This is a genomic window from Paenibacillus sp. LjRoot56 (genome assembly GCF_964253335.1).
Lineage (GTDB): Bacteria > Bacillota > Bacilli > Paenibacillales > NBRC-103111 > Paenibacillus_E > Paenibacillus_E allorhizoplanae.
In genome coordinates, this window is sequence record NZ_CAXURV020000004.1 from 221,121 (window position 1) to 247,609 (window position 26,489).

The 26,489-nt window shown below is 44.9% G+C and carries 21 protein-coding genes, 1 pseudogene and 1 riboswitch; of the genes and pseudogenes, 6 read left to right on the top strand and 16 right to left on the bottom strand.

From position 1 onward, the window contains the following. Positions 1 to 52: 52 nt before the first annotated feature. From ACSQ8O_RS26665 to icmF, 4 genes are all read right to left on the bottom strand, one after another. Complete coding sequence (locus ACSQ8O_RS26665) at positions 53 to 1,741, bottom strand: methyl-accepting chemotaxis protein (RefSeq protein WP_436244128.1); 1,689 nt, start codon at positions 1,739 to 1,741, stop codon at positions 53 to 55. Positions 1,742 to 1,809: 68 nt separating this feature from the next. Beyond that, positions 1,810 to 1,907: riboswitch (guanidine-I (ykkC/yxkD leader) on the bottom strand. 129 nt (positions 1,908 to 2,036) lie between these two features. Beyond that, a complete protein-coding gene (locus tag ACSQ8O_RS26670) occupies positions 2,037 to 2,936 on the bottom strand; it encodes a polysaccharide deacetylase family protein (protein WP_436244129.1) in 900 nt (299 codons plus the stop codon). Between the two features lie 474 nt (positions 2,937 to 3,410). Further along, a complete protein-coding gene (locus ACSQ8O_RS26675) occupies positions 3,411 to 4,178 on the bottom strand; it encodes a sugar phosphate isomerase/epimerase family protein (RefSeq protein ID WP_436244130.1) in 768 nt (255 codons plus the stop codon). Positions 4,179 to 4,267: 89 nt separating this feature from the next. Further along, entirely contained in the window at positions 4,268 to 7,546 is a 3,279-nt protein-coding gene (gene icmF / locus ACSQ8O_RS26680; RefSeq protein ID WP_436244131.1) for a fused isobutyryl-CoA mutase/GTPase IcmF, read from the bottom strand. Positions 7,547 to 7,721: 175 nt separating this feature from the next. Here icmF and ACSQ8O_RS26685 point away from each other — a divergent pair, with 175 nt between their 5' ends. After that, on the top strand, positions 7,722 to 9,161 hold the full coding sequence (locus ACSQ8O_RS26685) for a sigma-54 interaction domain-containing protein (RefSeq protein ID WP_436244132.1): 1,440 nt from the start codon (positions 7,722 to 7,724) through the stop codon (positions 9,159 to 9,161). Between the two features lie 117 nt (positions 9,162 to 9,278). Continuing rightward, a complete protein-coding gene (ablA, locus tag ACSQ8O_RS26690) occupies positions 9,279 to 10,676 on the top strand; it encodes a lysine 2,3-aminomutase (protein WP_436244133.1) in 1,398 nt (465 codons plus the stop codon). Positions 10,677 to 11,024: 348 nt separating this feature from the next. Here the strand turns inward: ablA and ACSQ8O_RS26695 are convergent, their stop codons facing one another. Genes ACSQ8O_RS26695 through ACSQ8O_RS26715 form a run of 5 tightly spaced genes read right to left on the bottom strand, consistent with a single transcriptional unit; the run spans position 11,025 to position 15,355 of the window. Beyond that, a complete protein-coding gene (locus ACSQ8O_RS26695; protein WP_436244134.1) occupies positions 11,025 to 12,314 on the bottom strand; it encodes a peptidase in 1,290 nt (429 codons plus the stop codon). Between the two features lie 34 nt (positions 12,315 to 12,348). Next, positions 12,349 to 13,011 (bottom strand): 3-oxoacid CoA-transferase subunit B, encoded by a 663-nt coding sequence (locus ACSQ8O_RS26700; protein ID WP_436244135.1) that lies wholly within the window; start codon positions 13,009 to 13,011, stop codon positions 12,349 to 12,351. Continuing rightward, the gene (locus ACSQ8O_RS26705; RefSeq protein WP_436244958.1) at positions 12,978 to 13,709 is read right to left on the bottom strand and encodes a CoA transferase subunit A; all 732 of its coding nucleotides are present in this window, start codon (positions 13,707 to 13,709) and stop codon (positions 12,978 to 12,980) included. Before ACSQ8O_RS26705 ends, ACSQ8O_RS26700 begins: the two co-directional genes overlap by 34 nt. Beyond that, a complete protein-coding gene (locus tag ACSQ8O_RS26710) occupies positions 13,709 to 15,061 on the bottom strand; it encodes an aspartate aminotransferase family protein (protein ID WP_436244136.1) in 1,353 nt (450 codons plus the stop codon). The genes ACSQ8O_RS26705 and ACSQ8O_RS26710 overlap by 1 nt, the downstream gene beginning before the upstream one ends. A gap of 30 nt (positions 15,062 to 15,091) precedes the next feature. Further along, positions 15,092 to 15,355, bottom strand: coding sequence for a YokU family protein (locus ACSQ8O_RS26715; RefSeq protein ID WP_436244137.1), 264 nt, complete (start codon positions 15,353 to 15,355; stop codon positions 15,092 to 15,094). 186 nt (positions 15,356 to 15,541) lie between these two features. Here ACSQ8O_RS26715 and ablB point away from each other — a divergent pair, with 186 nt between their 5' ends. Continuing rightward, positions 15,542 to 16,399, top strand: a complete 858-nt coding sequence (ablB, locus tag ACSQ8O_RS26720) for a putative beta-lysine N-acetyltransferase (RefSeq protein WP_436244138.1) — start codon at positions 15,542 to 15,544, stop codon at positions 16,397 to 16,399. Positions 16,400 to 16,428: 29 nt separating this feature from the next. Here ablB and rpoN read toward each other — a convergent pair whose 3' ends face one another. After that, positions 16,429 to 17,736, bottom strand: coding sequence for an RNA polymerase factor sigma-54 (rpoN, locus tag ACSQ8O_RS26725; RefSeq protein WP_436244139.1), 1,308 nt, complete (start codon positions 17,734 to 17,736; stop codon positions 16,429 to 16,431). A 473-nt stretch (positions 17,737 to 18,209) separates the two neighbouring features. Between rpoN and ACSQ8O_RS26730 the strand changes: the two genes are divergently transcribed. Then, positions 18,210 to 19,247 (top strand): stalk domain-containing protein, encoded by a 1,038-nt coding sequence (locus tag ACSQ8O_RS26730; RefSeq protein ID WP_436244140.1) that lies wholly within the window; start codon positions 18,210 to 18,212, stop codon positions 19,245 to 19,247. 148 nt (positions 19,248 to 19,395) lie between these two features. Here ACSQ8O_RS26730 and ACSQ8O_RS26735 read toward each other — a convergent pair. From ACSQ8O_RS26735 to ACSQ8O_RS26755, 5 genes and pseudogenes are all read right to left on the bottom strand, one after another. After that, positions 19,396 to 19,614: pseudogene (locus ACSQ8O_RS26735) on the bottom strand (helicase-related protein); the annotation flags it as partial. A 43-nt stretch (positions 19,615 to 19,657) separates the two neighbouring features. After that, on the bottom strand, positions 19,658 to 20,866 hold the full coding sequence (locus tag ACSQ8O_RS26740; protein ID WP_436244141.1) for a GTP-binding protein: 1,209 nt from the start codon (positions 20,864 to 20,866) through the stop codon (positions 19,658 to 19,660). A 97-nt stretch (positions 20,867 to 20,963) separates the two neighbouring features. Next, positions 20,964 to 21,902, bottom strand: a complete 939-nt coding sequence (locus ACSQ8O_RS26745) for a metal ABC transporter substrate-binding protein (RefSeq protein ID WP_436244142.1) — start codon at positions 21,900 to 21,902, stop codon at positions 20,964 to 20,966. 15 nt (positions 21,903 to 21,917) lie between these two features. Continuing rightward, a complete protein-coding gene (locus ACSQ8O_RS26750) occupies positions 21,918 to 22,787 on the bottom strand; it encodes a metal ABC transporter permease (protein ID WP_436244143.1) in 870 nt (289 codons plus the stop codon). Further along, entirely contained in the window at positions 22,733 to 23,440 is a 708-nt protein-coding gene (locus ACSQ8O_RS26755; RefSeq protein ID WP_436244144.1) for a metal ABC transporter ATP-binding protein, read from the bottom strand. The genes ACSQ8O_RS26750 and ACSQ8O_RS26755 overlap by 55 nt, the downstream gene beginning before the upstream one ends. A 266-nt stretch (positions 23,441 to 23,706) precedes the next feature. Between ACSQ8O_RS26755 and ACSQ8O_RS26760 the strand changes: the two genes are divergently transcribed. Beyond that, positions 23,707 to 24,666: a permease gene (locus ACSQ8O_RS26760; RefSeq protein ID WP_436244145.1), complete on the top strand. Its 960-nt coding sequence runs from the start codon at positions 23,707 to 23,709 to the stop codon at positions 24,664 to 24,666. 30 nt (positions 24,667 to 24,696) lie between these two features. Next, on the top strand, positions 24,697 to 25,653 hold the full coding sequence (locus ACSQ8O_RS26765; RefSeq protein WP_436244959.1) for a TIGR03943 family putative permease subunit: 957 nt from the start codon (positions 24,697 to 24,699) through the stop codon (positions 25,651 to 25,653). 25 nt (positions 25,654 to 25,678) lie between these two features. Here the strand turns inward: ACSQ8O_RS26765 and ACSQ8O_RS26770 are convergent, their stop codons facing one another. Then, positions 25,679 to 26,389, bottom strand: a complete 711-nt coding sequence (locus ACSQ8O_RS26770; protein ID WP_436244146.1) for an AAA family ATPase — start codon at positions 26,387 to 26,389, stop codon at positions 25,679 to 25,681. Positions 26,390 to 26,489 lie beyond the last annotated feature (100 nt).

Below are 26,489 nucleotides of genomic sequence, written 5' to 3' on the forward strand. Positions count from 1 at the left end.
ATCGGATATAATAAACGAGCCAACGCAATAAGCGTTAGCTCGTATCCTTCTTCTAAATATGAAAACGTTGAATCTGGATATGCAATTCATTCGCTACCTTTGTTAGTGTTGCCGCATATTCCGTTGCGATTTCTACCGTTTCTAATTGTTTTTGCACCATATCGGATACAAACTTCGTGTCTCTACCAGTATGCTTACTAATTTCAGCTGCCTCGCTGAATGATGCATAGATTTGCTCTGAGCCCGCGGCCATCTGTTGAGACACGCCGGATACTTCCAGTGTATTCTGAAAGATTAGCTGGATATCCGTTCGAATTTTCTCAAACATTTCTCCCGCATGCTCCATGCTGGTCAGACCTGCACCAACCTCTACCCCTCCTTGGTCCATTGCAACATCTGCTTCCGCTAAGTCCGCTTGAATTTGCCCAATCAGCTGTGTGATATGTTCAGCCGATTGGGCGCTCTGACTAGCAAGCTTTCTAACCTCATCAGCTACAACCGCGAAGCCTCTACCGTGCTCTCCTGCATGGGCAGCTTCTATAGCTGCATTAAGTGCCAAAAGATTCGTCTGATCGGCTACCTCTCGCATCCATTCAATCACCTGATAGATGGCTTGTGATTTCGCGTTCACTTTCTTCACAGCTTGATTCGCGTGCTGCACCGATTCCGTAAGTGCATACATACCAGCTACCGCAGATGCAATGGACTTGCTCCCCATCGTTGCTAGTGAAACAGATTGTTCCGATTGCATAGCCATCGTCGACATATGATCAGCGACTCGTTGGATGTCTGAGGCAATTTCCCCCATGGCAAACGAGCTCTCTTCGATCCCTTTGGCTTGCGAATTCGCCCCATCCGCCATATTCACGGCTTTCTGATCAATATCACGTGTAATCTTAGATGTTTGTTCTGAAGACGTGACTAGATACTGTGTTGCTAGGTTCACTCTGTCGACTGAATCCCTCACTTGATGAATGAGTCCTTGAATCATATCCATCATCATATTAAAAGATTGAGCTAACTGGGCAATTTCATCTTTGCCTTGGATTTGAATGCGTTCACGTAAATCACCTGAACTTCCAGACAGCTCGTCCAGCTTCGATTTCACTCGGTTCATCCGTGATAGGATATGCTTGGTTACCCACAACGCGATAAGCACAGCTGTTAGTATAGAAAGCGCGAGAACAATCAGGGCAATTGCGGTTCTTTGCTTCACGAGAGTCACTGTTTGTAGAGATCGTTCCTCGATATGCTGCTCCTGCAAGTGTTGAAATCGGTTTAAAAGTTCAGCAAACTGTATCCGAAGCTCTGCATAATCACCTGCAAAAATGCGCAGTGTTTGCGCTTTATCGCTAGCCGCGAGTTCCATCATTTTGGTTTCCAACTCAACTAATCTCACATTACCAGCATCCAAATCACGGAAGATCTGTTTCTCTTCTTCTCTTTGTAGGAGGCTTACCGTTTCCTTGATGTGGTTATCGATTTGTATGGCATAATTGTTATAAGTATCACTTTCTGATTTGTTTCCAGGATCTATAATAATCCCTCTAACCGAATCCGTTAACCGGATATCTTCGTATCGTATTTGATTAGCCAAATTAAGTAAATGAACGTCATCATGCGCAAATCGTTCAAATGAGGAAGACGTCTGACGAAGTGACGCATATAGAATGGAAAGCGAAATTAAAAATAATCCAACAATAACTCCAAATCCTAACAAAAGCTTTCTTCTAATCGTCATCTGAACCCCTCCAATAAGTCACTTTATCCAAAGATAAAATAAAAGCCCGAAAGGTATCAGAATCGATAACCTCCCGGGCTTTTATCCCTCCGTGAACACAGCGCGCTGTGTGTTTTCTCTCGGACCTGACCGGCAAATAGGCCGCGGAACCCTAGAAAACTTTTAATATGTTAGATAATATAACATAAAATTCGACATTATCAAACAAAAAGTTTATCCAATAATATTTGCGTTATGTATTCTTACATTACACCGAGATTTTTTACAAGATAACTTTATTTTCTCTGAGTACAGACTATTTCTGATCGTACATTTGCATCTTTTTAAGTAAAATATCGGAAGAGACATAGGGCATTCCTGCACTTATGCGTGAAATTTCCTCATTGTTCCCTGTGTTAATGTCTTCTTTAGTCGTAAAAAACAACGAAAATCCTTGCATTTTCGCTTCCTCAACAACTGACTGATTATATTCCCCTAACGGGAAACAAAGGAAGGAGAACTGATTGTGAAGCTTTGTCTTCAGAAACAACTCTCCCAACAACAAATCTTCTCTCACACGCTGCTTCCTCTCTTCTTCCGTCTCCGATCTTTTCTCTATAGGCAACCAGATTCGATTCGACAGAGGAGGTACTAGGTTACCAGACTCATCCCGTTTTTTCTGATGCAGATCATAGGTATGAGAGTAAAAGCTAAATCCATTGCGTCTCATTTCAATGATTTGACTCCAGGTCAGAAAGGGCAAAGATGGATTATCGGAATCTACATCGCTCAGAATAAGGAAATTCGTCGCCGGATAGCCCATCTGCTTCAGTAAAGGATAGGCCTTGTCATAAAATGATCGGTAGCCATCGTCAAACGTAATCACGACCGCATTTGGAGGTAATGCAGCCCGATGTGCATGGAAACAAGCGTAGTCCTCGATCGAAACAACATTATAGTGCTTATCTTTTAGCGCCTGAAGGTGCTGTTTAAATTTGGCCGGAGTAATTGTGATGAAAGACTCCTGATCATCGAGATGATGATAGGTTAGAAATAACGCTTTATTTCTATAATGTATGGAATTGGCTTCTGTATTGACTGTTATAGCAGCACTACTTTTAGAAGCCGAACAAAGGGAATCCAAAGGATTTCCTTGTTGTCCAGTCTGCGTCCAACCCCCTGTGAGCAGAAGCATGAGCATGAAGTATACAGGCAAATATGATCGACCTCCTTAACGGCACCTGAACTATCCCTACAATATACTCACGGAGATAACAGTTAGAACGTTAAGGTACCGTCACGGTTCACATTAGCATTTGCCGATCGCAGCTTTAGTGCGACTTTGCCGAATTAATACGAGGGTTACTTGGAAAATAGGACCAATAGTCCGAATATGCCGAACTATTCCCCCTTTTTCAGTGTGAGAGAGTTGATAGTGTCGATTTAGTTGTGCAAATTCCGACTATTGAAGATTTATAGTAGCGTACAGTATGATTAATTCGGCTAATTCGGGCTATTCACCGCGCTTGCGGCTCTGTAACTCGATTTTTTCGAGTTACGGGTGCACAGCTCTGCACTTACGGCTCTGTAACTCGATTTTTTCGAGTTACGGTTGAGCAGCACCGCCCCTCAAACGCAAAAAGGAGCCAAGCGCACACATGCGCCTAGCTCCTTTGTCATTCAAGCCAATCTATCCCTTCAATCCTAAGCGAGCAAGATTAGCGAAGCTAATCTCCAAGCTTTCGAACGGATTACGTCCGTAGCAGTCGTCCTGCTCGACCGCAGCCCACTCCACACCAATTTCTTCACAGGCTTGAATAATGCCTTTGAAATTCATGTTGCCTTCACCGATTTCGGCGAAACGCTGTTTCCGATCTGGCGTTATGCACATATCCTTGAAATGAACGACTTTCATTCGTCCGTCAACCTTGCGAATCCACTCGATAGGATCGGCACCACCAGCTTGCACCCAATAAACATCCAACTCAAAATCTACGGCTTCAGGATCAGACTCGTCAAATAATATCTCCATACCTGTTTTTCCATCATATTTAGCAAATTCGAAATCATGATTATGATAAATGAACTGTAATCCAGCACTTTTCAATTGTCTGCCAAAATCGGAAGCTTGCTTGGCAAAGGTTGCATAACCTTGGCTCGTTTCACGGAATTCTGGCGGAAGCCCACCTAATCCAACATACTTGCAATCCCAGGCCAAATGTTTCTCAATGACAGAATCCATATCGTTTAACAAATCGTTATACCCGATGTGCGTAGCACAAATGCTCAAGCCTTCTTGATCCGTAAGCGCTTTAAATTCATGAATACCAATAGGACCAACACCTGAAGCTTGCACGGAGTTATACCCCAGTTGCTTCACTTTCTTCAAGCTGTCGCTAATGTCCTGTGGGGTTTGCAGAAAGTTACGAACAGTATACAATTGCGTGGCGATTCTCATTCATCTCACTCCATTCAACATATTTGGCTCTTTACATATATATCATGAAATGGGCGGATGAGCTATATGATTCTATTAACTTTTCAAATTTACATATTTCTACGATACTGTCCGCCTACTTCATATAAGGCATTTGTTATTTGCCCGAGCGATGCTACTTTAACCGTTTCCATCAGTTCTTCGAAAAGGTTCCCGTTATTGCGGGCTGTCTGCTTTAAACGTTCAAGAGCCGCAGAACATACTAACTTGTGTTGTTCGTGAAAAGCTTGAAGCCCAGCAATTTGAGTTTCTTTCTCCTCAATGGTCGAACGTGCCAGCTCGATATCAACGGCAGGCTGATGATCACTCGGCTTAATAAACGTATTCACACCGATAATCGGCAGCTCTCCTGCATGCTTTTTATGTTCATACAAAAGAGATTCTTCTTGGATCTTTCCACGTTGATATTGCGTTTCCATTGCCCCTAACACACCGCCGCGTTCATGAATTCGCTCGAATTCAGCTAACACAGCTTCTTCCACAAGATCCGTTAAATCATCAATGATAAAAGCACCTTGCAGTGGATTCTCATTCTTCGTCAAGCCCAATTCCTTGTTGATGATCAATTGAATCGCCATCGCCCTGCGTACGGAATTCTCTGTTGGTGTCGTAATCGCTTCATCATAGGCGTTCGTGTGCAAGGAATTGCAATTATCATAGATCGCCATGAGTGCCTGCAGGCTGGTACGAATATCATTGAAGTCCATCTCCTGGGCATGTAAAGAACGTCCTGATGTTTGAATATGATACTTTAACTTCTGACTTCGCTCATTGCCGCCATATTGATTTCGAATGACAGTAGACCAGATGCGACGGGCAACTCTGCCCATGACGGTATACTCAGGATCGAGTCCATTACTGAAAAAATAAGATAAATTCGGCGCAAAATCGTCGACATGCATACCGCGGCTCAAATAATATTCCAGAAACGTGAAACCATTTGCTAATGTAAAAGCCAACTGCGTAATAGGGTTTGCCCCCGCTTCCGCAATATGATAACCGCTAATACTGACGGAATAATAGTTTCGCACCTGTTGATCAATGAAATATTGCTGCATATCACCCATCATTTTCAACGCAAATTCCGTTGAGAATATACAAGTATTCTGCCCTTGATCCTCCTTCAAAATATCCGCTTGAACGGTTCCCCGAACAGTTTGTAGGGTCCAAGCTTTCAACTGCGCATACTCTTCATCTGTAGGTTGATTACCTGTGTTTTGGACAAATTTCTCTACTTGTTGCTGAATGGCGGTGTTCATGAACATGGCCAAGATCATCGGCGCAGGTCCGTTAATGGTCATAGAAACGCTTGTAGATGGATGACATAAATCGAATCCAGCGTAAAGCTTATTCATATCCGTTAATGTGCACACATTTACTCCACTATTCCCTATTTTCCCATAAATATCGGGTCGATAGTCGGGATCATGGCCGTACAAGGTGACACTGTCAAATGCCGTCGACAATCGTTTCGCTTCCTCATTTTGACATAAATAGTGGAATCGTCGGTTGGTCCGCTCTGGTGTTCCTTCTCCGGCAAATTGCCGCTTCGGCTCTTCATTCGTTCGTTTAAAAGGAAACACACCAGCCGTGTAAGGGAAGTAGCCTGGCAAATTTTCTTTCAGCAGCCATTGAAGAATTTCTCCTTCATCCTCGTATCTCGGCAAACTGATCTTGGGTATCTTACTTCCAGACAGCGATTCCGTATATAGAGCAGATCTCATCTCTCGATCGCGAACGCGAGTGACGAGTTCATCTTGTGTGTAGGCTTCACGAATTGTTGGCCATTCTTGTAGCAGCTTGAGACATGTTGGGTGAAGATTCGTCTGATAATGAGCGATCATGTCATCGATTTTGCCTATCATCGCATCTGTTTCTTCCTTGGAGTTAAACAAACTAGGATGCTCGGACTGCATCAGCGCTTTCGTACCCCGAAGTTGATACAGCTTACGCGCGATCCCGACCTGCTCCGTTGTAAATCGCTTATACCGTCGGATTGTTTGTACAATGTCCCCTAGGTAACCGATACGGTTGGACGGTATGATCACATTCTTGGTTGTTACCGGTTGCAAATTCTCCTGCTCATCAATTGGCCAATCTCCACCTGTTTTGTCCGCAACGAGCTTCATAACCTTCTCAAATAGAACATTTGTTCCACTGTCGTTAAATTGACTAGCAATCGTGCCAAATACAGGCATTTCCTGAATAGGTGTATCAAATAAACCATGACTTCTTTGGAATTGTTTTCTCACATCACGCAAAGCGTCCTCTGAGCCACGTCGATCGAACTTATTGATGACGACCATATCGGCGTAATCGATCATATCTATTTTCTCCAGCTGAGTTGCTGCGCCAAATTCACTTGTCATTACATATATCGCCACATCACATAGCTTTACAATCGCAGAGTCGCCTTGTCCAATCCCACTTGTCTCCACAATCACCAACTGATAACCAGCAGCTTGAACCACTTGTATGGCTTCCTTGGTGGCAAGGCTCAGTTCAGACTTCGCACCCCGTGTCGCTAAGCTGCGCATATACACGTTAGGGCTGTTGATAGCATTCATACGGATCCGATCTCCGAGAAGTGCACCGCCTGTTTTCATTTTGGAAGGGTCGATTGAAATAATTGCGATGCTTCTATCTGGATATTGGACGAGAAATCGCCTGACCAGCTCATCCGTCAGTGTACTCTTTCCTGCTCCTCCTGTTCCCGTGATGCCAAGCACCGGTGCTTGAGAAGATTGTTTATTAGCTAAAATAGGTACTACTTGCTCCCACTGTCCACTTCCAGCGACTTCTTCAGCTGTAGTTATTACGCCTGCTACCAAGCTCCAATGGTTTTCTTTTGAAATGTGTAGGTCATCTATGTCATGTGGAAGCTTCCTTGGTGTTGGGTAGTCAACTTCTCGAATCATGTGATTGATCATGCCTTGTAACCCAAGTTCGCGTCCATCGTCGGGCGAAAAGATTTTGGCAATACCATATTGGTGTAATTGATGGATCTCGGAAGGAACGATGACGCCTCCTCCGCCAGCGAATATCTTAATATGTCCAGCGCCTTTTTGCTGGAGAAGGTCAAACATGTACGTTAAATATTCAATATGTCCCCCTTGATACGTGCTTATTGCAATGCCTTGCACATCTTCTTGGATAGCGGCATGGACGACTTCCTTGGCGGATCGGTTATGACCCAGATGGATCACTTCAACCCCCGATGCTTGCAAAATCCTTCGTATGATATGAATAGTCGCATCATGTCCATCAAACAAAGCTGCCGCCGTAACAAATCGTACTGGATTCTTGGGCCGATAGACTTGTGTGTTCACAGGAAACCCACCTTTATAGGATAGTCGTCGTAGAAGCATCCAAGCGTTGTTATCGCGTTTCACTGGATTTCTATGCAGATGAGCCGCAAATCATGTCCGCGTCATGTTCCAATGCCTACAATCATAAGCTATTAATTGAACCACTGAACCATACTTCGCGAGGCGGGTGAACCCAATGTCCGAACAGAACGATCATGGATCTAAATATTTTGAGCAGATGCTGACGATCATTGATGTCGGCGTTCACCTGATTGATAACAAGGGAATCACGATTTTTTATAACGAGAAGATGGCTGAAACGGATGGATTGAAAAGAGATCAGGTTGTGGGAAAAAACTTCTTCGAACTCTTCCCTTCCCTTACGAACGAAACGAGTACTTTCATGAAAGTACTGCAAACCGGGATTGAAATCCGCGAAAAAATTCAAACCTACGTGAATGTGACGGGGAAAAGAATCACAACCATTAATAGTACCTATCCCCTATTGGAAAATGGTGAAATCATTGGAGCTTTAGAAGTTGCCAAAGATATCACGAGCATCGTTCATCTGCATGATCAAATTCTGGATCTCAGGCATCAAATCTATGAATCCCCCTCCAAGGATAAAAAAAATGCGAGCGCTGCTCGGTACCATTTCAGTGATTTAATTGGAAAAAGTGAAACCTTCTTGCAAACTATCGCCTTTGCCAAGAAGGCATCGCGCACGAGCTCGCCCGTTCTGATATCAGGCCCCACTGGCACGGGAAAGGAATTGTTTGCGCAGAGCATTCACAATGCTGGAGCTCGTCGGAACCGACTGTTTATTGCTCAGAATTGTGCGGCAGTGCCTAACGAGCTGATGGAAGGGATTATGTTCGGAACTGCGAGAGGCGCGTTTACTGGCGCGATTGATCGTGCAGGATTATTCGAGCAAGCTAACGGCGGAACGCTTTTTCTAGATGAATTAAATAGCTTAGATTTATTTCTGCAAGCCAAATTATTACGAGTCCTACAAGACGGCATCGTTCGTCGCGTCGGAGGTACGCATGAGCAGCAAGTTGACGTTCGCATTATTACCGCCATGAATATCGATCCGAAAGAAGCCTTAAGCAAAGGTTTGCTTAGAAGCGATCTGTATTACCGGCTCAATGTCGTGAATTTGCAACTACCTCCTCTCGTACAAAGAAAAGACGATATCCCCCTTCTCACTTCCCATTTTATTGACAAATTTAATCACCTATTCGGTATGAAAATAAATGGCATATCCCCTACCGCTCTGGTGGCCTTAGAGAACTACCATTGGCCAGGCAACATACGTGAATTAAGTCATGCGATCGAATCCACCTATAATATGATGGAGCTGGAGTGTGAAAGGATTGAAGATCATCATCTGCCCTCGTATCTCTTGGGACCTACACGAACAACAGTGCATCGATCCAATCCGCGGAGTGACAACATAGCAGATTTCTCGACCAGTCGGTTAACCGACAAAGTGAAGCAAATGGAAAAGGAAACGATCACGGATGCGTTAGCTTTTCATCAATACAACATCACACTGACCGCTCAGGCGCTTGGGATCAAGCGCCAAGCTTTACAGTATAAGCTAAACCGCTACGGCATCGTTAGAAAGCCTTAACATTCTAGGATGAGCACGACTCCGAGAGGAGTCTTTTTCTTTTTGTCATGAAAAATGAATGTTGGCATCCTTCTTGCATCTTATTATTCGTGAGAAGACATCCATGCTGGAGGTGCAATGATGGAACGACGTGACTGGAAGCAAGTTGAGCTATGGAAACATGTGACAGATGAGCAATGGAATGATTGGCTGTGGCAGCTGACACATACCATTCGAACATTAGATGATCTGAAGAAGGTCGTGAATTTGACTCCCGAGGAAGAGGAAGGCGTTCGCATTTCAACACAAACGATTCCTTTAAATATTACGCCTTACTATGCCTCATTGATGAATCCCGATGACCCGCGATGCCCGATTCGTATGCAATCTGTTCCCATTTCTGCTGAATTATTGAAAACCAAGTACGATCTTGAAGATCCTCTTTTCGAAGATGAAGATTCCCCTACCCCTGGACTAACACATCGATACCCGGATAGAGTGCTGTTCTTGGTAACGAATCAATGCTCCATGTACTGCAGATACTGCACGCGCCGCCGTTTCTCTGGTCAGGTGGGTATGGGCGTTCCGAAAAAGCAGTTGGATGATGCGATTGCTTATATTCGAAATACCCCGGAAGTGCGGGACGTACTGCTGTCTGGTGGAGATGGCTTATTAATTAACGACAATATTTTGGAGTATATTCTGAAAAATTTGCGAGCGATCCCCCACGTGGAAATTATTCGGATCGGTACTAGGGCTCCTGTTGTTTTCCCGCAGCGGATTACAGAGCATCTGTGCAATATTATCCGCAAATATCACCCCGTATGGTTAAATACGCACTTTAATCATCCTCTGGAAATTACGGATGAAGCGAAAAAGGCCTGCGAAATGTTAGCGAATGCCGGTGTTCCACTTGGCAATCAATCCGTCATTCTCGCGGGCATCAACGATAGCACCTATATCATGAAGAAGCTCATGCATGATCTTGTGAAAATTCGTGTGCGTCCCTACTACATTTATCAGTGCGATTTATCCGAAGGCATCGGTCATTTCCGTGCACCAGTGTCCAAGGGACTTGAGATTATTGAATCTCTTCGCGGTCACACCTCAGGGTATGCGGTGCCTACCTTCGTCGTTGACGCACCTGGCGGCGGTGGAAAAATTGCGCTTCAACCCAACTATCTCATCTCACAAAGTCAGGATAAAGTAATTTTGCGTAATTACGAAGGCGTTATTGTGGGGTATCCCGAGCCGAAAAACTATATACCAGGCCGTGCAGATGAATATTTCAACGAAGTGTACGGCATCCAAAAACAGCCGGAAAGCACCGGCATTATTGCCCTCATGAAAGATGAAAAATTCAACTTAGTGCCAGAAAATTTGCGCCGAATTGGTAGAAGAAAGACGTATCAGGAAACACCTGATCACCTGTCGCTGAAGGATCGACGTCCAATGCGGGATGAAATGAAGGATAAATTGATGAAGGCTCAGCAGAAAGAGAAGAAAGTGAGTGCAACAGAGCTGCCGATTGAATAATCGAAATTTCGGTAGCTCTACAGAACAGGCAAATGATGAATAACTGGATTTCCTGTAGCTAATATGACTAAAATGGCACTCAAGAGGCAGATAACTGGATTTCCTACAGGTAATTCAGCGATAACTCCCCAGAATACCTCAACTCGGCTGAAATATCTGGAGGTTTTCCAGCTAAACTCAGAGTTGGCGGAATCGGCTTGAGATTAGCTGTATGTTTTCCATTTATCGTGTCAGCTTGCATGAGGCGCACCTGCTGGGAGCGCTTGAAAATATCCTTATACACAAAAAGCACCTATTATAGGTGCTTTTTGTGCTGCCAAACCACCTGCGCCCTCAAACGCAACATCCCTATGCCTCCGTCTCATCCAAACCACACCACTGAATGATGGTCATGGCGATAATCTCCGCAGCCTCGAACACACGTTCCAGCTCAATATGCTCATTCGGATAATGGGCAACTTGTGTAATCCCTGGACCGAAAACGATACAAGGAGTATCACCAACCTGGGTGAGTAACCCACCGTCTGTCCCCCATGGGGAGGCTTCGATCACGGGTTCTTCCTGTTTAACCGCACGGAATTGCTGCATAAGCACCTGCATGAAAGCATGTTCGGGATCGACGTTGCCTGGCACCCATTGCGCGCCGAACCACTCCACACTTGGCGGGTGGTCTTCGAACCACGGGTCTTTCTCGCTCAGCCTCGCCATCCACTGACGCATTTCCTCCTTGGCGCCATCAAGCGTTTCCACCGGAGCGACGCCCATGCGCCCCTCCAACTTAACCGTATCGGAAACAGACGATGGCCAATTACCTCCCTGAATAACGCCGATATTAATGGGTATCGGAATCGGATTATTGGCATACAACGGATCTGTGATCCGTGCATTTCGTTCCACCTCAAGTTCCCTAATATGCTGAATGACAGCGATGCTTTTCTCAATTGCGCTAACACCTTCATACCGAGTTCCACCATGTGCCGAGCGCCCTTTCACCTCTATCCGGAACCACATAGAGCCTTGTTGCTTTGGAAAGATGTGCAAATTGGTAGGCTCGGGAATGAGCGCTGCATCGGCCTTATAACCTTTTACAATGGCAGCCAAAGTCCCCGCTCCTCCACTTTCTTCTTCAATGACACTTTCGAAAATAACATCGCCTTTCAACTTAATCCCGAGACTCTGAACAGCCTCGATCGCCATGAGCAAAGAGACATTCCCGCCTTTCATATCCGTTGCCCCGCGACCATACAGCATACCGTCCACCACATGACCGCTAAATGGATCATCATGCCATTGTGCTCGATTTCCTTCTGGCACGACATCCATGTGACCATTTAGTAAGAGAGAACGTCCGCCTCCGACACCTTTCAAAACACCAACCACATTCGGACTCCCTGTAAACTGGTTTCTTGGGGAACAAAAATACGGATGTGTCGCCAGTACCACACCATCGGGTTCCCACAGATCAACGTCGAGCGATAGCTCCAGCAATTTGTCGGCGATGAGGAATTGAGCCCTCTGTTCATTCCCTTGTGTACTGGGCATTGTTACCAACTTCTGAAGAAACTCTGTGCCGTCCTCACGATGAAGACTTATCCATTCATGAATGTGCTTTTGCAGCTCAACTAGACTAATAGGCAAAGGAATTCCCTCCTTCAAACCATTCTCTGGCAGATTACGGGATGTACACAATGGTTTCAGGAATAAGTAAGGCAGCCTCCGTATGTCGAACAACTTCTTCTACCGTATAGGGCAGCATGACTTCTTTTAAAATCAACCCTTGCTCCGAAACTTCCATGACAGCCATTTCCGTTATGATCAATTTCACACAGGCCACTGCAGTTAGGGGCAAGTCGCATTGTTTTTTAACCTTAGACTCCCCATTTCGGTTGACATGGTTCATGAGAACGATGACTTTTTTGGCTTTTTGCGCAAGCTCCATCGCTCCTCCGATTCCCGCCACCCGTTTCCCAGGTACGATCCAATTCGCGAGATCCCCTCGTTCACTCACCTCTAGTGCCCCAAGGATCGTAATATCGATACAGCCTCTTCGTATCATGGCAAAAGCAATCGCACTATCACAGTAGGAAGCGCCAGGATGAATCGTGATTGGGTATCCGCCAGCGTTGCACAGGAAAGCATCTTCCTCCCCTGGAAGAGGTGCACCACCCGCGCTCAATATGCCATTCTCTGCGTGAAAAACGACATGAATACCCTCAGGTACATAATCCGCAACCTTCGTCGGAATACCGATACCTAGATTAACAGCCATCCCGTTCTTCAATTCTTGAGCAGCCCGCTTTGCTATTCGGTCGCGGGTTTCTTTTCCCATACCCATTCCCAAGTCACCCCTCTGCTCAAGATCACCATATCCACGAAAATGCCTGGTGTGACTATACTTTCAGGGTCCAGCTCGCCGAGTGGTACAATCTCATCGACTTCGGCGATCGTTATTTTGCCCGCCATAGCGACGAGTGGATTTAGATTTCTACCGCTTTTATCATAGATGAGATTCCCGTATGGATCGGCTTTTCTCGCATGCACGATGGCAACATCTGCCGTCAAAGCCGGCTCTACCAGATACGTTTTCTCGTCGATAGACACGATATTCTTTCCCTGCTCCATGATCGTTCCGACGCCGACATCCACCAAGATCCCGCCTAGCCCAACACCACCGGCCCGAATTTTTTCACATAGTGTTCCTTGCGGGTAAAAAACGACTTCCATGGTGCCTTGCTCCATCATTTGACCAGCGTTAGGATTAGAACCAATATGGGAAGCAATGACTTTCTTCACACGTCCTGCCGTAACTAAACGCCCGATGCCGATGTGGGGAAATCCCGTATCATTGCCAATAATGGTTAAGTCCCTAGCACCCTTTTGAAGGATGCCCTCGACTAATGTAGGCGGCGTTCCAATCCCTCCAAACCCACCGAACATCAACGTACACCCATTCGATATCGATTGAAGCGCTTCTTCCAAGCTTCTCACTTTGCCTTCGCCTTCGTTCACACGAGTATCCGCTCTTGGCACCATCATATCTCCTCCAATGTGGATGGGGTAAGCTCTGCCATGACTTCCCGAATGGATTCAGCCAATATCCCCACAAGTTGGTCCATTTCCTCTTCAGAGATAATCAAAGGTGGTGCAATAATAATCGCATCCCCTTCCCCGTCGATCGCACCAGCAGCAGGGTATACAAGCAACCCTTTCTGAAAGGCATTCTCGATGATCCTAGACGTAACACCTAATCCAGGTGCAAATGGTTGCTTGGTAGTCCGATCCGCAACAAATTCGATAGCCAGAAGCAGCCCTTTGCCTCTCACATCACCGATGATCTCGATCCCATCAGCCAATAGGCGCAGCGCGTTCAATAAATGACTGCCTTTATTTGCTGCAGCGCTGACTAATTGATGTTTGTCGATATACGTAAGTACCGCCAACGATATCGCCGCCGATTGCGGATTGGCACTGTACGTATGACCAGACATGATACTTTTGGTGCCCTTTAGAATAGGCTCCATCACATGATCTTTGACAAGCGTCGCTGCCATCGGTGTATAGCCAGCGCTCATCCCTTTGCCCAATGCCATGAGATCGGGTTCAACCTCATCGTGCTGCATACCGAACATCGCTCCCGTTCGGGCAATACCTGTCATGACCTCATCGGCGATGAATAAAATGTCGAACTGCTCGCAAATGGCTTTGATCCTCTTGTAGTAGCCTTCTGGCGGAACAATGGCTCCCCCTGCTGCTCCAATGATTGGCTCCGCGATGAACGCGGCGATATGTTCTGCTCCGATCCGCTTGATCGCCGTTGCTAAATCGTCTGCACATGCTAATTGGCAATTCCCTACGGCTTTACCCAATGGACAGCGGTAGCAATAAGGCGGCATGACTACCGGGAAATCTTCTAATAAGGGGATGAATCTCCTTCTTCTCAGAACGTGACCTGACATCGAAAGTGCACCTAGCGTGATACCGTGATAGCTCATTCGCCTAGAAATCACTTTATTTTTACCAGGTCTCCCTTTCTCCTGCCAGTGTTGGATGGCAATCTTCATCGCCGTTTCCGTGGCTTCTGATCCACTGTTCACAAAGAAGGTCCAGTAATCGTTGCCAGGTGCTAGATCACTTAACTTTTCTGCCAATTGCTCAGCGGGCTCACTTGTAAACTGTGAACGGTAGACGAAGGACACTTTGTTCGCTTGCTCCATCATCGCATCGATGATTTCTTGTACCCCGTGCCCTAGACCAGCTGTCACGGCTCCGGAGCAACCGTCGATATAGGCTTTGCCTAGCTCATCGTAGAGATATACACCCTTCCCATATTGAATCGTGGGATAATGGTGATCCAAAACCGGCTTGATGACATGCTCCCGCTTCATAGGGCACCCCCACAGATTTGCAGCTAAGTGCTATTTTAGAAATATATTCTTTACCCGCGGAGCCTTTAACAGATCTTCATAGCGAAATGCCGTTCCAAGTGCAGAAACATCATGCCAATATAAGGTCTCTTCAATTTGCTGTGCGGTGCTCTCTAAAACATACGTACGGCAGTTGGCACATTCAAGCGCAGGAATGTCAAGTATTTTCACTGCTAGTCTCCCATCAGGCATAATCCAGTAGCAATCTTTTACACTTTCACGGATATCTTCCGTTTCACACCACATGCAATTCATATGCGTGCACCCACCTTCATATGGTATAGAACATTCTTACGCCTAACTTGTAATCATGCAAGAAAGATGCCAACTTTTCAGAGTGGGCATTTGCTCACTTGGTTGGCTAATTATGTGGGTAAAGCCGCAAAATTTTTGGCAGTTGTTATTATTTTGCAGCAAATTGAGGGTTAAGGGGGATGCTGGATGCCAAGTGATCTGCCAACCTATACGAATGAAGTTGAGAACGGCACCAACTATACGATTATGTTTTGCCTTGATTTTACGAATAAAAGGTTGCGGGTGGATGACTATTCGGGAAAAATAGATGTCATTTACAAGCGAGTGGTCGAAATTGCCAAAACACATGCTCTGACCAAGGTGTTTATCAAATCACGAGAAGTGGATTGGCAGACTTTTTTATCCAAGGGATGTATGCTGGAAGGTATATATAAAGGATATTTCAATGGAAGTGATGCCTACTGTATGGCCATGTATGATGACCTCGCGCGCAGAACTAGCGACTATTGGCTGGAAGAAGATCAGATTTTACAGCAGGTTCTTTCTCTCCCGGTTAAGCCCGATCGCCCCTTGGTTCCGAGCAACATGACGATGCGTCTCGCTCGATTGGAGGATGCTGAACAGCTCTCCCAGTTATACAGCCATATTTTCCAAACCTACCCTACGCCGATGAATGATGCCATATATGTGGCGAAAACCATGCGGGAAGGAACGATTTATTACCTCGTTGAAACGCATGATCAACTGATAAGTGCCGCTTCGGCAGAAATCAATTCAGTCTATGCGAATGCCGAAATGACAGATTGCGCAACGCTCCCAGCTTATCGTAATCAAGGTCTTATGCGTCTGCTTATACATGCATTAGAAGCTGAGTTAGTTGCTCGGCAAATCACCAGCGCTTATTCATTATCTAGGGGCCTTTCATTCGGTATGAATGCCGTTTTCTATCAAATGGGGTACGGATATTACGGCAGACTTACAAAAAATTGCGACATTTATGACAAATTTGAGGACATGAATTTATGGGCCAAATCATTGAAGTAAAGTGCTAACAATACGTTACTCCCTTCAAACTATATGCGTTTCCTTCTCACAGAAGAAGAAATACCGAGTTCTTCACGATACTTGGATATGGTACGGCGGGAAATGGAAATGCCCTCCTTCTTCATGAAATCTGATAGCTTTTGATCGGAATAAGGTTTTCTGGGATTCTCTTCACTGATCCATGTCTTGATTCTCGATTTAACATGTTCCGAAGAAGCAGACTCCCCTATGTCCATTTGCAGACCGGAGGGAAAGAAATACTTCAGTTCGTAGATGCCCCAAGGGGTTTGGGCGTATTTCCCCGCTGTAGCGCGACTTACCGTTGATTCATGTACACCCAATTTAACAGCAATTTGCTTTAAGGTCATAGGTTTGAGATGGGCGTTTCCATGCCAGAAAAAGTCACTTTGCTCCTCTACGATGGCTTGCGTTACTCGGAATATCGTTCTTCGTCTTTGTTCTAAGCACTTCAGGAAGAACTTCGCGGCATGTAATTTACCAGAGAGAAACTTGGATAACTCGATATTGTCACTATGCTCTGTGGCCATTCGTTCGTAATAACCACTAACCGAAAGTCGAGACGAAGCTGCTTGATGCAGCAGCACAACGAATTGTTCACCCGCTTTCTCAATACTGACTTCCGGAATGATAAAATGAACCGTTTCTATATGAAAGGCTGCGCCAGGTCTAGGGTTCAATCCTTTGATGACATCGATCGCAGCCTGAATTTCTTGTGTAGACACATGGAGCAACGTCGTTAATTTATGAATATGGTAATTGGCAATATCATTCAAATGTTTCTTAATTAATAAAGAGACTAATGGAAAGCTATCCGCTAGTGCCTGGACTTGAAGTAGTAAACATTCCCTCAAATCTCTTGCCCCAATACCGCGGGGTTCAAGGCTCTGCAAAATCCTTAACGCACGCTCCACTTGAGCAAGATCGATCTTACACACCTCAGAAATTTCGGATAAGGTAGATCTTAGAAAGCCATTATGGTCAAGATTTCCAATCATAAATGAGACAGTATGTCGAATGAGCGGCGGTATTTTTTTAATAAAGCCTAATTGCTCCTTTAAGTGCCTCTCAAGGGATACCTCATTCGATGGGAGGAAAAGTAAGGGGTCGTTATTGGGATCAGTTCTTTTAGCTCCACGGAAAAATGTTGGTGTGAGGTTGTAAGCATCCCTTTTATTCTCGGCTATTTCCAATACCGGGTTTTCAGTAACTTCTTGTTGAATAACTTCTAGCAATTCCGGTGTCGAGAGCTTGAGGATCGTAATCGCCTTACGTAGTTGGGGGGTTATCTGCATCTTCGTCGTTTGCTGTTGGAACATTCCGTAGCCTGGGCGCATGTGCATCACCCCTTTTCCTTGTTGCTTCTATATGTATTCATTACGGATAACTTTTAACCAGATCTGTGTATATTGTCTGATGAGAGCGGACATAATATTTTATGACGGTGACGCAGTGGTGAGGTGTTGTGTCGCAGACAATTTACACAAGGGAATTTGTTATTGAATCCATATGGAGGCGAGGAGATGTGCCGCATACCACTTACTGTAGTATCTTTACTGCAATGATGTGATGAGGTAGTTACCGAGCGAAGTAAGGTTCAAGGCAAGAGCTCCATCAATTAACGCACCGTCAAAGAGGCTGTCCGACAAGTAGATTCGTCTACTCTAGGGCAGTCTTCTTTATTTTAATAACGATTGAATTCTCCCATTCTTTACCACCATCCCCTACGGACTCAAGGAAATTCTGCTAAACGAAATATATAGGCATTAACAGAAAGTTGAGGACGACAAGTATGCGAATTAGAAAACAAATCTTTCGATGTGCCCATATTGCGTTATTGAGCATGATCCTGCTCCATGCAACATCTGTAAAGGCTGCGGAGAATGCGTCGCCTACTGTGTTTTTGGATGGGCTTCCTCTGTCCTTTCAGACACCTCCTGTGATTGAAGAAGGCTATAGCCTCGTGCCTATGAGAGCCCTTTTTGAAGCGGAAGGTGCTACAATTTCATGGGATGAGAACACGCGAACGGTGACAGCTGTAAAAGATGGCGCTACAGTAACTTATCGAATTGGTGACTCATTTGCATATAAAAATAAAGAACGGCTGGAGCTGCCCCTACCTGGCAAAATTATTGATGGCTTCACGATGATGCCACTGCGATTTATTAGTGAGACGCTAGGTAATCTCGTGAAATGGCATGACTACTCCCGCTCGATTACAATCTCATCTGTACACGACAATGAAACCACGATCCAATATGGTGTCAATTTGCGCGATACGCCAGCTAAAGATGACGATACCCACATTCTTCGTATGCTTGCAAAAACAGAAAAAATCCACGTCATTCGTGAAATCAATCCAGATTGGTTAGAGGTACAAGCACAAGACGGCACTATCGGTTTCATCTCCTCTGCTCCGCAGTATTCGGATTACACGAACACGTCAATAGCGATAAAACAAGCGGATGCTTTAATTACTTTCGGGTCCAAATTTATAGGAACACCTTACGAGTTTGGTGCTGCTTCGGGACAAACGAATACGTTCGATTGTTCGTCTTTTGTACAATATGTTTTTGACCACGTATTGTCGAAGGATTTGCCTCGCGTCTCCTACGACCAAGCGCTGCAAGGGAAAGAAGTCAAGCTTGATGACATTCGCAAAGGGGATCTCCTCTTTTTCACGGCACGCGGGCTAGATATCGGTCACGTAGGTATTTATGCAGGCAATGGACGCATCCTTCAAACGTATTCCAAAGAGGATGGCGTCCACTTCACAGCTTTCGACGAGAAATGGAAGAAGCGTTTTGTTACGGCTAGGAGATTGTTCTAACTAATAGCGCCCTTTTGGGGCGCTATTGTCCGTTCGCGAGCGGCCACGGGTACCGATAAGGCCCTTTTCGGGCCTTAAGTCGGGCAAAGCCGCCGCAGTCGCAGCCAACAGAGACTAATAGCGCCCTTTTGGGGCGCTATGTCCATTCGCGAGAGGCCGCGGGTGCTGCTTGGTTCTCGACCGCGGGTGCCACCAGCGGTCGAAGTGGAACACGTTGATTCGCCGCGGTCAAGTTTAACGCGACGACGCCGGCTTTTAGCGACAGCACGAAAATACTCGGCTCCTCGCAGTCAGCGGCTTCGAACCGCACAATCATGCAGTCGCGCTCCTTCTGCGGCGTGCTCCCGTTGAGGTAGAACACTGGCTCTCAGCGCTGCGCAAAGAGTTCACTAACATTCAGCACAATAAAACTAAAGGACACATTCTTCCTCGATTTCCATGATGATATTAGGCAGCTCATCGCGGAACTCTTTCCAATCTGCGAGCATCTCAGCATCTGTCAATAAACAGGCATCAAGGGATGCCATAATTCCATGACGATCCATATCTATGCCAATGAAAACAATTTGATTGATTCGGTCCCCATAGGTGTTATCCCAATGTGTGCATGTATCGGCATCCTCTTCCAAAACAGCTAATCTTTCCTCTTCAGAAAGCGCTGAAATCCAATAGCCCGCAGGACCAAACCGGATAGATGGCCCAGCTTGGCTGAGGCTTTGAGCGTAATTATGGCGCGTTGCCAACCACATAATCCCTTTGGATCTGACGATTTCTGCTGGCCAATCTGCCATCCAAGTCATTAGTCGTGAAGGCTCGAACGGGCGAACTCTTTCATACACAAACGAAGTAATTCCATACTCTTCCGTTTCAGGCGTGTGCGATGCTTTCTCCAATTCTCGCATCCAACTAGGAGAACTACTAGCTTCATCGAAGTTAAACAGCTGTGTATTCAGAATTTCAGCAGGATCTACCTGACCGTGTATGGCAGGAATAAACTTTGCTTTCGGTTGTAATAGCCGGAGCACACCTTCAAGCTCATTCAATTCCTCGGCTTCCAGCCGATCACACTTATTCAAAATAAGCACATCACAAAATTCAATTTGATCAATCAGCAGATCTACAACTTCACGCGTGTCGTCTTCACCAATAGCTTGCCTACGTTCAAGAAGTGTTTCACCTGAGAAATAATCGGTCCAAAATCGGTAAGCATCTACAACGGTCACCATACAGTCCAATCGACACAGCTGGGAAAGATCTATACCTTGTTCTTCGTCCGAATAGGTAAAGGTTTGAGCAACAGGCAACGGTTCACCAACACCAGTCGATTCGATCAGAATATAATCAAATTTGTTTTCCTTGGCAAGTCGTTCAACTTCCTTCAATAGATCGTCGCGCAAGGTGCAACATATGCAACCATTGGACATTTCAACTAAGCTTTCTTCTGTTCGAGAGAATCCGTTGCCTTGTCTGATGAGATCAGCATCAATGTTAACCTCGCTTAAATCATTCACAATGACGGCTACTTTCAAGCCATTTCGATTATGGAGAACATGGTTTAACAACGTAGTTTTCCCGGCTCCCAAATAACCGCTTAGTACTGTTACAGGTATTGTCTGCATGGATAATGAACTCCTTTTATTTATTCGTAAATTTTACGTATATGCTACAAATAAAAAGCAAACTTCAGTTTGCATCACATTACATAACCATTTATTGTTATTCATCTAACGCTTTCTTCAATGCTTGGAGATTATTCGTCATGACACTTATGTAATCCAGGTTATTCTTCTTATCCTCAGCAGTCAAACCTTCAAGTGGATTAAGAACATCTGTATGTGCATTGATTTCCTTGGCAATCGTTGTTGCAACCTTAGGATCCACTAACGTTTCAAAAAAGATCGTTTTGACTTGCTTCTCCTTCACAAACTCAATGATATCTGCCATTTTGTCTGGTGCGGGCTCTTCTTCCGGTGAAAGACCAGCGATGGGTACTTGTGTTAAACCATATTCCTTGGCCAAATAACCAAATGCCGCATGTTGGGTTACGAATTCTTTATGTTTCACCGATGCAAGTGCTTCTCGGAACGTTCCATCCAGCGCTTTGAGCTTAGTGATGTACCTATCCGCGTTATTCCGATAATCATCTTTGTGTGTGGGATCAACCTCTATTAGTCCTTGTGCGATCGCTTCTACTTCACGTTGAGCTAACACCGGGGATAGCCATACGTGAGGATCCAACTCATGACCATGACCTTCTTCTTCCTCCTCTTCCTCTTCTTGATGTATACCTTCAATGAGATCAATTCCCTTACTCGCCTCAACGACAACACGCTTCGTATTCGCAGTGCTTTGCAAAGCTTGCTCAGCCCACCCTTCAACGCCGCCATTGTAAATGAATACATCGGCCTCCTTCACTTTTTTCATATCTTTGGCACTCGGCTCCCAATCATGAGGCTCTGAACCAGCAGGAATTAACGCGACGACATTCGCATGCTCACCAGCAACTTGCTTGGTGAATTCATACATCGGATAAAAGCTTGTGACAACATCGAGTTTTCCATCGCTTGAGACGGTGTTAGATGCGCATCCTGTCGTCATCAGTACAGTTGATAGACCCGTAACAATCAGTGATTTGGTAACCCATAACGATTTCATTTTTAAAAATTCCTCCTAATTGGTTTGTATTAAAGGCACTGGAGCCTGCTCTTCCATGATATTTCTATTGGTTGTCTTACGAAATCGCACTACAGCCTTTTGGATACCTAAACCTAAGATGAGTAAAAACAAAAGTAGGATCGCGATCGTTCCACCTGGCGGTGTACTGAAGGAATAAGAAGCTGTAAGACCTGAAAACACACCTAGTAACCCGACTCCCATCGCAATCAAAAGTGAAGCTGTAAAACTGTGCGCAATCCGTATGGCTAAGGCTGCCGGAAGAACAATGAGTGATGAAACAAGCAGCACCCCAACGATGGGCATAGCTGCTGAAACAATCATCCCTGTTAAGACGCTAAATCCAAGTGAAATCCATTTTACAGGGATGCCATTCGTTCTCGCGGTATCTTCATCGAAGGTGATTTGGTACAGTTGACGACGGAACAAGAAGAAAAATAAGCCGCCGATTACTGCCACAATAAACATGAGTACAAGTTCTGTTTCATTCACAGCCACGACAGACCCGAATAGATACGCGGATAACCCCTTGTTCATGCTGGGACTTAGGCTCATGATAATAACGGCTGAAGATAGCCCCCCAATCATAATAATGGCAACTGAGATCTCACTAAATGATTTATACGACCGCCTGACATATTCCACAAGGACAGCACCTAACGTCGCCACGACAAAGCCGCCTAATGTTGGATGAATATGGATAAAAGCACCGCCAGCCACACCAGCTAACGAGACGTGAGAGAGCATATCGGCCATTAACGCTTGTCGGCGAAGCATTAGATAAACGCCTAGTAACGAGGCAATGATCGCAATTAGCCCACCGGCACAAAATGCCCGTTGCATGAAGTCGTAGTGCAGCATTTCCATCCGCCTTCCTCCTTTCTTTCTAATGCAATGACTCTGTCAATGTACGGAGAGACCTCTTCCAGATTATGCGTGACCATGACAACCGTTCTTCCAAGCGTCTTTGTTTGAACATGCATCAGTTCATATAATCCAATACGGCTTTCATAATCCATACCTGTCGTCGGCTCATCCAATACAAGCAGATCTGGTTCTTGCGCAAGCGCTCTAGCTATGCAAATACGCTGCTTCTGACCGCCTGATAACTCGCCGATTCTACGCTTGCGCAACTCCCACATCCCCAGTTGCCGAAGGGCGGTTTCGGTTACGTCTTCATCCTCTTTGCGAAGTTTGCTAAATAAGGGCACCCTAGAATATCTACCCGAGCGTACAAACTCCCAGATATTACTTGGAAAACCGCTGTTGAAACCCGCGATCTGCTGGGATACGTAGCCTACTCGTAGCTTCTCTCCTCTCAAATTCGTCTGTGATAAAAACAGGTGACCTTTCCATGGCACAATTAAACCCAACATGAGCTTAAGTAAGGTTGATTTTGCCGCGCCATTAGGTCCAATGACAGCAACGAATTCACCAGACTGAATATCCAATTGTACATCTTGAATACAAGCAATATCCGCATACCCAAACTCCACCTGCTGCATAGAGGCAATTAGCATCCCTCTCAACTCCTCGACATTTATGCGTAAATTTTACGAATACATCATAGAATGAATAAAAGTCCGTTCGCTTGCTAGGAACGCCAACAATTCCTAAACAAACCGCGTCCTTTTAATCGTAATATTTACGTATTACAACGAGTAATATATCTTGCTTTTTCTGCGCTGTCAATATCGTGCTTGCAAGAAATACCTAATTCGCTTATGATTTTATTCGTAAACATTACACTTAAAAGTAAGTATAAGTAAATGAAGGAGCCTACAACATGCAAAGTAATTCAGCAATCTTCCTAAACAGCTTTTTTACAATTGACCATTTGCAATCCTTTAAAACAATTTTCATCAGCCTGATCCTTGAAGCCTTACCGTTTATTTTACTTGGTGTCTTGCTTTCGTCCTTGCTGCAAACATTCGTGCCCGAGTCAACCATTCGCCGGTTCACACCTCGGAACCCCGTTCTTGGCATTCTATTCGCTTGCCTAATAGGTATACTTTTCCCCATGTGTGAATGTGGTATGATTCCAATCGTTCGTAGACTCATCTTAAAAGGAATGCCCGTTTATATCGCTGTCGTTTTTATTATCGCTGGCCCCATCCTTAATCCAATTGTCTTCGCGGCTACACTTATGGCGTTTCGCAATCATCCTTCCATCGCTTACTCTCGGATGGGACTTGCCTTCATCGTCGTCATCATTATTGGATTGATACTCTATCGGCTAGTCAAAAGAAGCCCATTAAGACTAGGTCAAAATCATGAGTCCAAAGCACCTCAGCATGACGAACATCACCACCATGATCATCATCACCACCATAGTGATAACCCCAGTAAAGTAATGACATTTTTCGTACATAGTTCAAGCGAGTTTTTTGAAATGGGTAAATTTCTTGTCTTTGGCGCACTACTCACCGCACTCATTCAAGTGTTTATGCAACGCGAGAGCCTACTTGCCATTGGGCAAGGCCCCCTCTCATCTCACTTCTTTATGATGGGCTTAGCGTATATTCTTTCCATTTGTTCGACATCAGACGCTTTCGTAGCTTCCTCTTTCCAAACCTCGTTTACATCCGGTTCCTTACTAACTTTCCTTGTCTTCGGACCTATGTTGGATTTCAAAAGTACGCTAATGTTGCTTTCGGTGTTTAAGATCAGATTCGTCTTGCTTCTAGTACTTTTAATCTCATGCACAGTTCTTATCTGCTCACTGCTTTGGGAACAAATTATCTAACTCATATTAGGAGGGATTCGTTTGAATCACATGCGTAAAACAAGCTATCATCATTTTCTTCGCACTCTAATTTTGCTGGGCTTCTCTAGCTATATTGTTGTCCTAACGAAATCAGATTCACTACAGTTGTATATCGCCCCGCGTATGATGATTTACGTTAAAATAGCTGCTGTCGTATTGTATATCATTGCATGCTTTCAAGGTTTCATGGCACTTCGTTCCTATTGGGGTAAACCTGTAGACTGTGACTGTAGTCAGCCAGCTCCGCGTTCATTTCTGCGAAATATCGGGGCATATGGGTTACTCGTGCTACCACTGATGATCGGTTTCCTACTACCAGATACTGCGTTGAATAGCACAATGGTCGCTGCCAAAGGGATGAATCTTTCTGCTGCCACAACGAGTATGACGACTCCCCGTCCTGAATCGTATAATTTACCAAGCTTCCCTAAACCAGCCACAAGCAGTCAAACTTTGCGAGCTAGTCAGCCTGAAGCTGCACAAGTTGCTCAGCCAGAAACTGATATCGAGCAACTATTTCAGTCCCCTGATGAGTGGAACGAAGACTTTGCCAAGATGGGAGTCATTCTTTATAAAAAGGATCGTATTCTCGTACAGCCAGAAATTTACATGGAGATATTGTCGACGATTGACCTTTTCAAGGATAACTTTATAGGCAAGGAAATAGAGTTAACAGGATTTGTATATCGTGAAGAGGACAACATGAGGATGAATCAATTCGTTGTTGGACGATTCGCGGTTAGTTGCTGCTCAGCGGATGCTTCTCCTTACGGGGTCTTGGTGGAATTCCCCACAGCGTCAAATTACCCCCAAGATATGTGGGTTAAAGTCACTGGAACCATTCAAAATGCTCATTACAATGGAAACGACATTTTCAAAATAGACGCCACTAAAATGGAAAAAATCGAAGCTCCAAGTTCGCCGTATGTCTATCCGAATTTCGAACCACTGACCATTCTAAAGTAGTTAAATGACAATGAGCTGATCAAAATCAATCTTTGAACAGCTCATCTAGAATCATTTTTCTATTGTCTAGAAACCGTTTGGTAATCATATAGTGGAGCGTTTCCTCGTATTGGATGTCACTTATGGGTTGATCATCAAAAGTAAGAATCTGGGCATCGGGATATCCAAGCAGTATGGGAGAATGCGTAGCAATAATGAACTGAGCTTCCTTCTCCAAATCTTTGATAACACGCATTAAGGCCAATTGTCTTGCTGGCGATAAGGCTGCTTCTGGTTCATCTAGGAGATAAATTGCTTTTTTACCAAATCGATGCTTAAAAAGAGAGAGGAATGCTTCACCGTGCGATTGTTCGTGTAAGGAGCGGCCACCGTAATAGGGTAAGCTTTCAGGCATCGTATCTAAATAGCTAGCAAAGTTATAAAAAGTCTCTGCTCGGAGAAAGAACCCATTCGTAATCTTCGGCATCCAAGAGAGCCGTAAGTGCTCCCCCAGAATGGAGTGCGCTGCGTCGACGTCATACACATTGTTTCTCCCACCACTTGCTGTGTTAAACCCACATTGGTAGGCGATGGCTTCAAGAATGGTTGATTTGCCTGAACCATTCTCTCCGACCAGGAAAGTGACATTCTTCTCGAAAGTAATGGAAGTCAATGATTGGATGGATGGGATCGTAAACGGATATTTCTCAGCCTCGATATTCCCTTGCTTTTGAATTTCCAGTTTTCTCAGATACATGATTGCTCAACTCCAAATGAAATTTCCAAGCCTATCTTCTATTCTACGGTTTTCTAACTCGAAGTAAAGAAATGCGCCACCTCTATAATTAATGCCATTA

Coding starts and splice junctions, on each gene's coding strand:
- ACSQ8O_RS26675 (WP_436244130.1), bottom strand. CDS start 4,178: ATGAGAATCGCCACGCAATTGTATACTGTTCGTAACTTTCTGCAAACC.
- ACSQ8O_RS26770 (WP_436244146.1), bottom strand. CDS start 26,389: ATGTATCTGAGAAAACTGGAAATTCAAAAGCAAGGGAATATCGAGGCT.
- ACSQ8O_RS26745 (WP_436244142.1), bottom strand. CDS start 21,902: ATGAAATCGTTATGGGTTACCAAATCACTGATTGTTACGGGTCTATCA.
- ACSQ8O_RS26760 (WP_436244145.1), top strand. CDS start 23,707: ATGCAAAGTAATTCAGCAATCTTCCTAAACAGCTTTTTTACAATTGAC.
- ACSQ8O_RS26685 (WP_436244132.1), top strand. CDS start 7,722: ATGTCCGAACAGAACGATCATGGATCTAAATATTTTGAGCAGATGCTG.
- ablA (WP_436244133.1), top strand. CDS start 9,279: ATGATGGAACGACGTGACTGGAAGCAAGTTGAGCTATGGAAACATGTG.
- ACSQ8O_RS26665 (WP_436244128.1), bottom strand. CDS start 1,741: ATGACGATTAGAAGAAAGCTTTTGTTAGGATTTGGAGTTATTGTTGGA.
- ACSQ8O_RS26765 (WP_436244959.1), top strand. CDS start 24,697: ATGCGTAAAACAAGCTATCATCATTTTCTTCGCACTCTAATTTTGCTG.
- rpoN (WP_436244139.1), bottom strand. CDS start 17,736: ATGTTCCAACAGCAAACGACGAAGATGCAGATAACCCCCCAACTACGT.
- ACSQ8O_RS26710 (WP_436244136.1), bottom strand. CDS start 15,061: ATGAAGCGGGAGCATGTCATCAAGCCGGTTTTGGATCACCATTATCCC.
- ACSQ8O_RS26740 (WP_436244141.1), bottom strand. CDS start 20,866: ATGCAGACAATACCTGTAACAGTACTAAGCGGTTATTTGGGAGCCGGG.
- ACSQ8O_RS26755 (WP_436244144.1), bottom strand. CDS start 23,440: ATGCTAATTGCCTCTATGCAGCAGGTGGAGTTTGGGTATGCGGATATT.
- ACSQ8O_RS26730 (WP_436244140.1), top strand. CDS start 18,210: ATGCGAATTAGAAAACAAATCTTTCGATGTGCCCATATTGCGTTATTG.
- ACSQ8O_RS26715 (WP_436244137.1), bottom strand. CDS start 15,355: ATGAATTGCATGTGGTGTGAAACGGAAGATATCCGTGAAAGTGTAAAA.
- ablB (WP_436244138.1), top strand. CDS start 15,542: ATGCCAAGTGATCTGCCAACCTATACGAATGAAGTTGAGAACGGCACC.
- ACSQ8O_RS26705 (WP_436244958.1), bottom strand. CDS start 13,709: ATGGTGCCAAGAGCGGATACTCGTGTGAACGAAGGCGAAGGCAAAGTG.
- ACSQ8O_RS26750 (WP_436244143.1), bottom strand. CDS start 22,787: ATGGAAATGCTGCACTACGACTTCATGCAACGGGCATTTTGTGCCGGT.
- ACSQ8O_RS26700 (WP_436244135.1), bottom strand. CDS start 13,011: ATGGGTATGGGAAAAGAAACCCGCGACCGAATAGCAAAGCGGGCTGCT.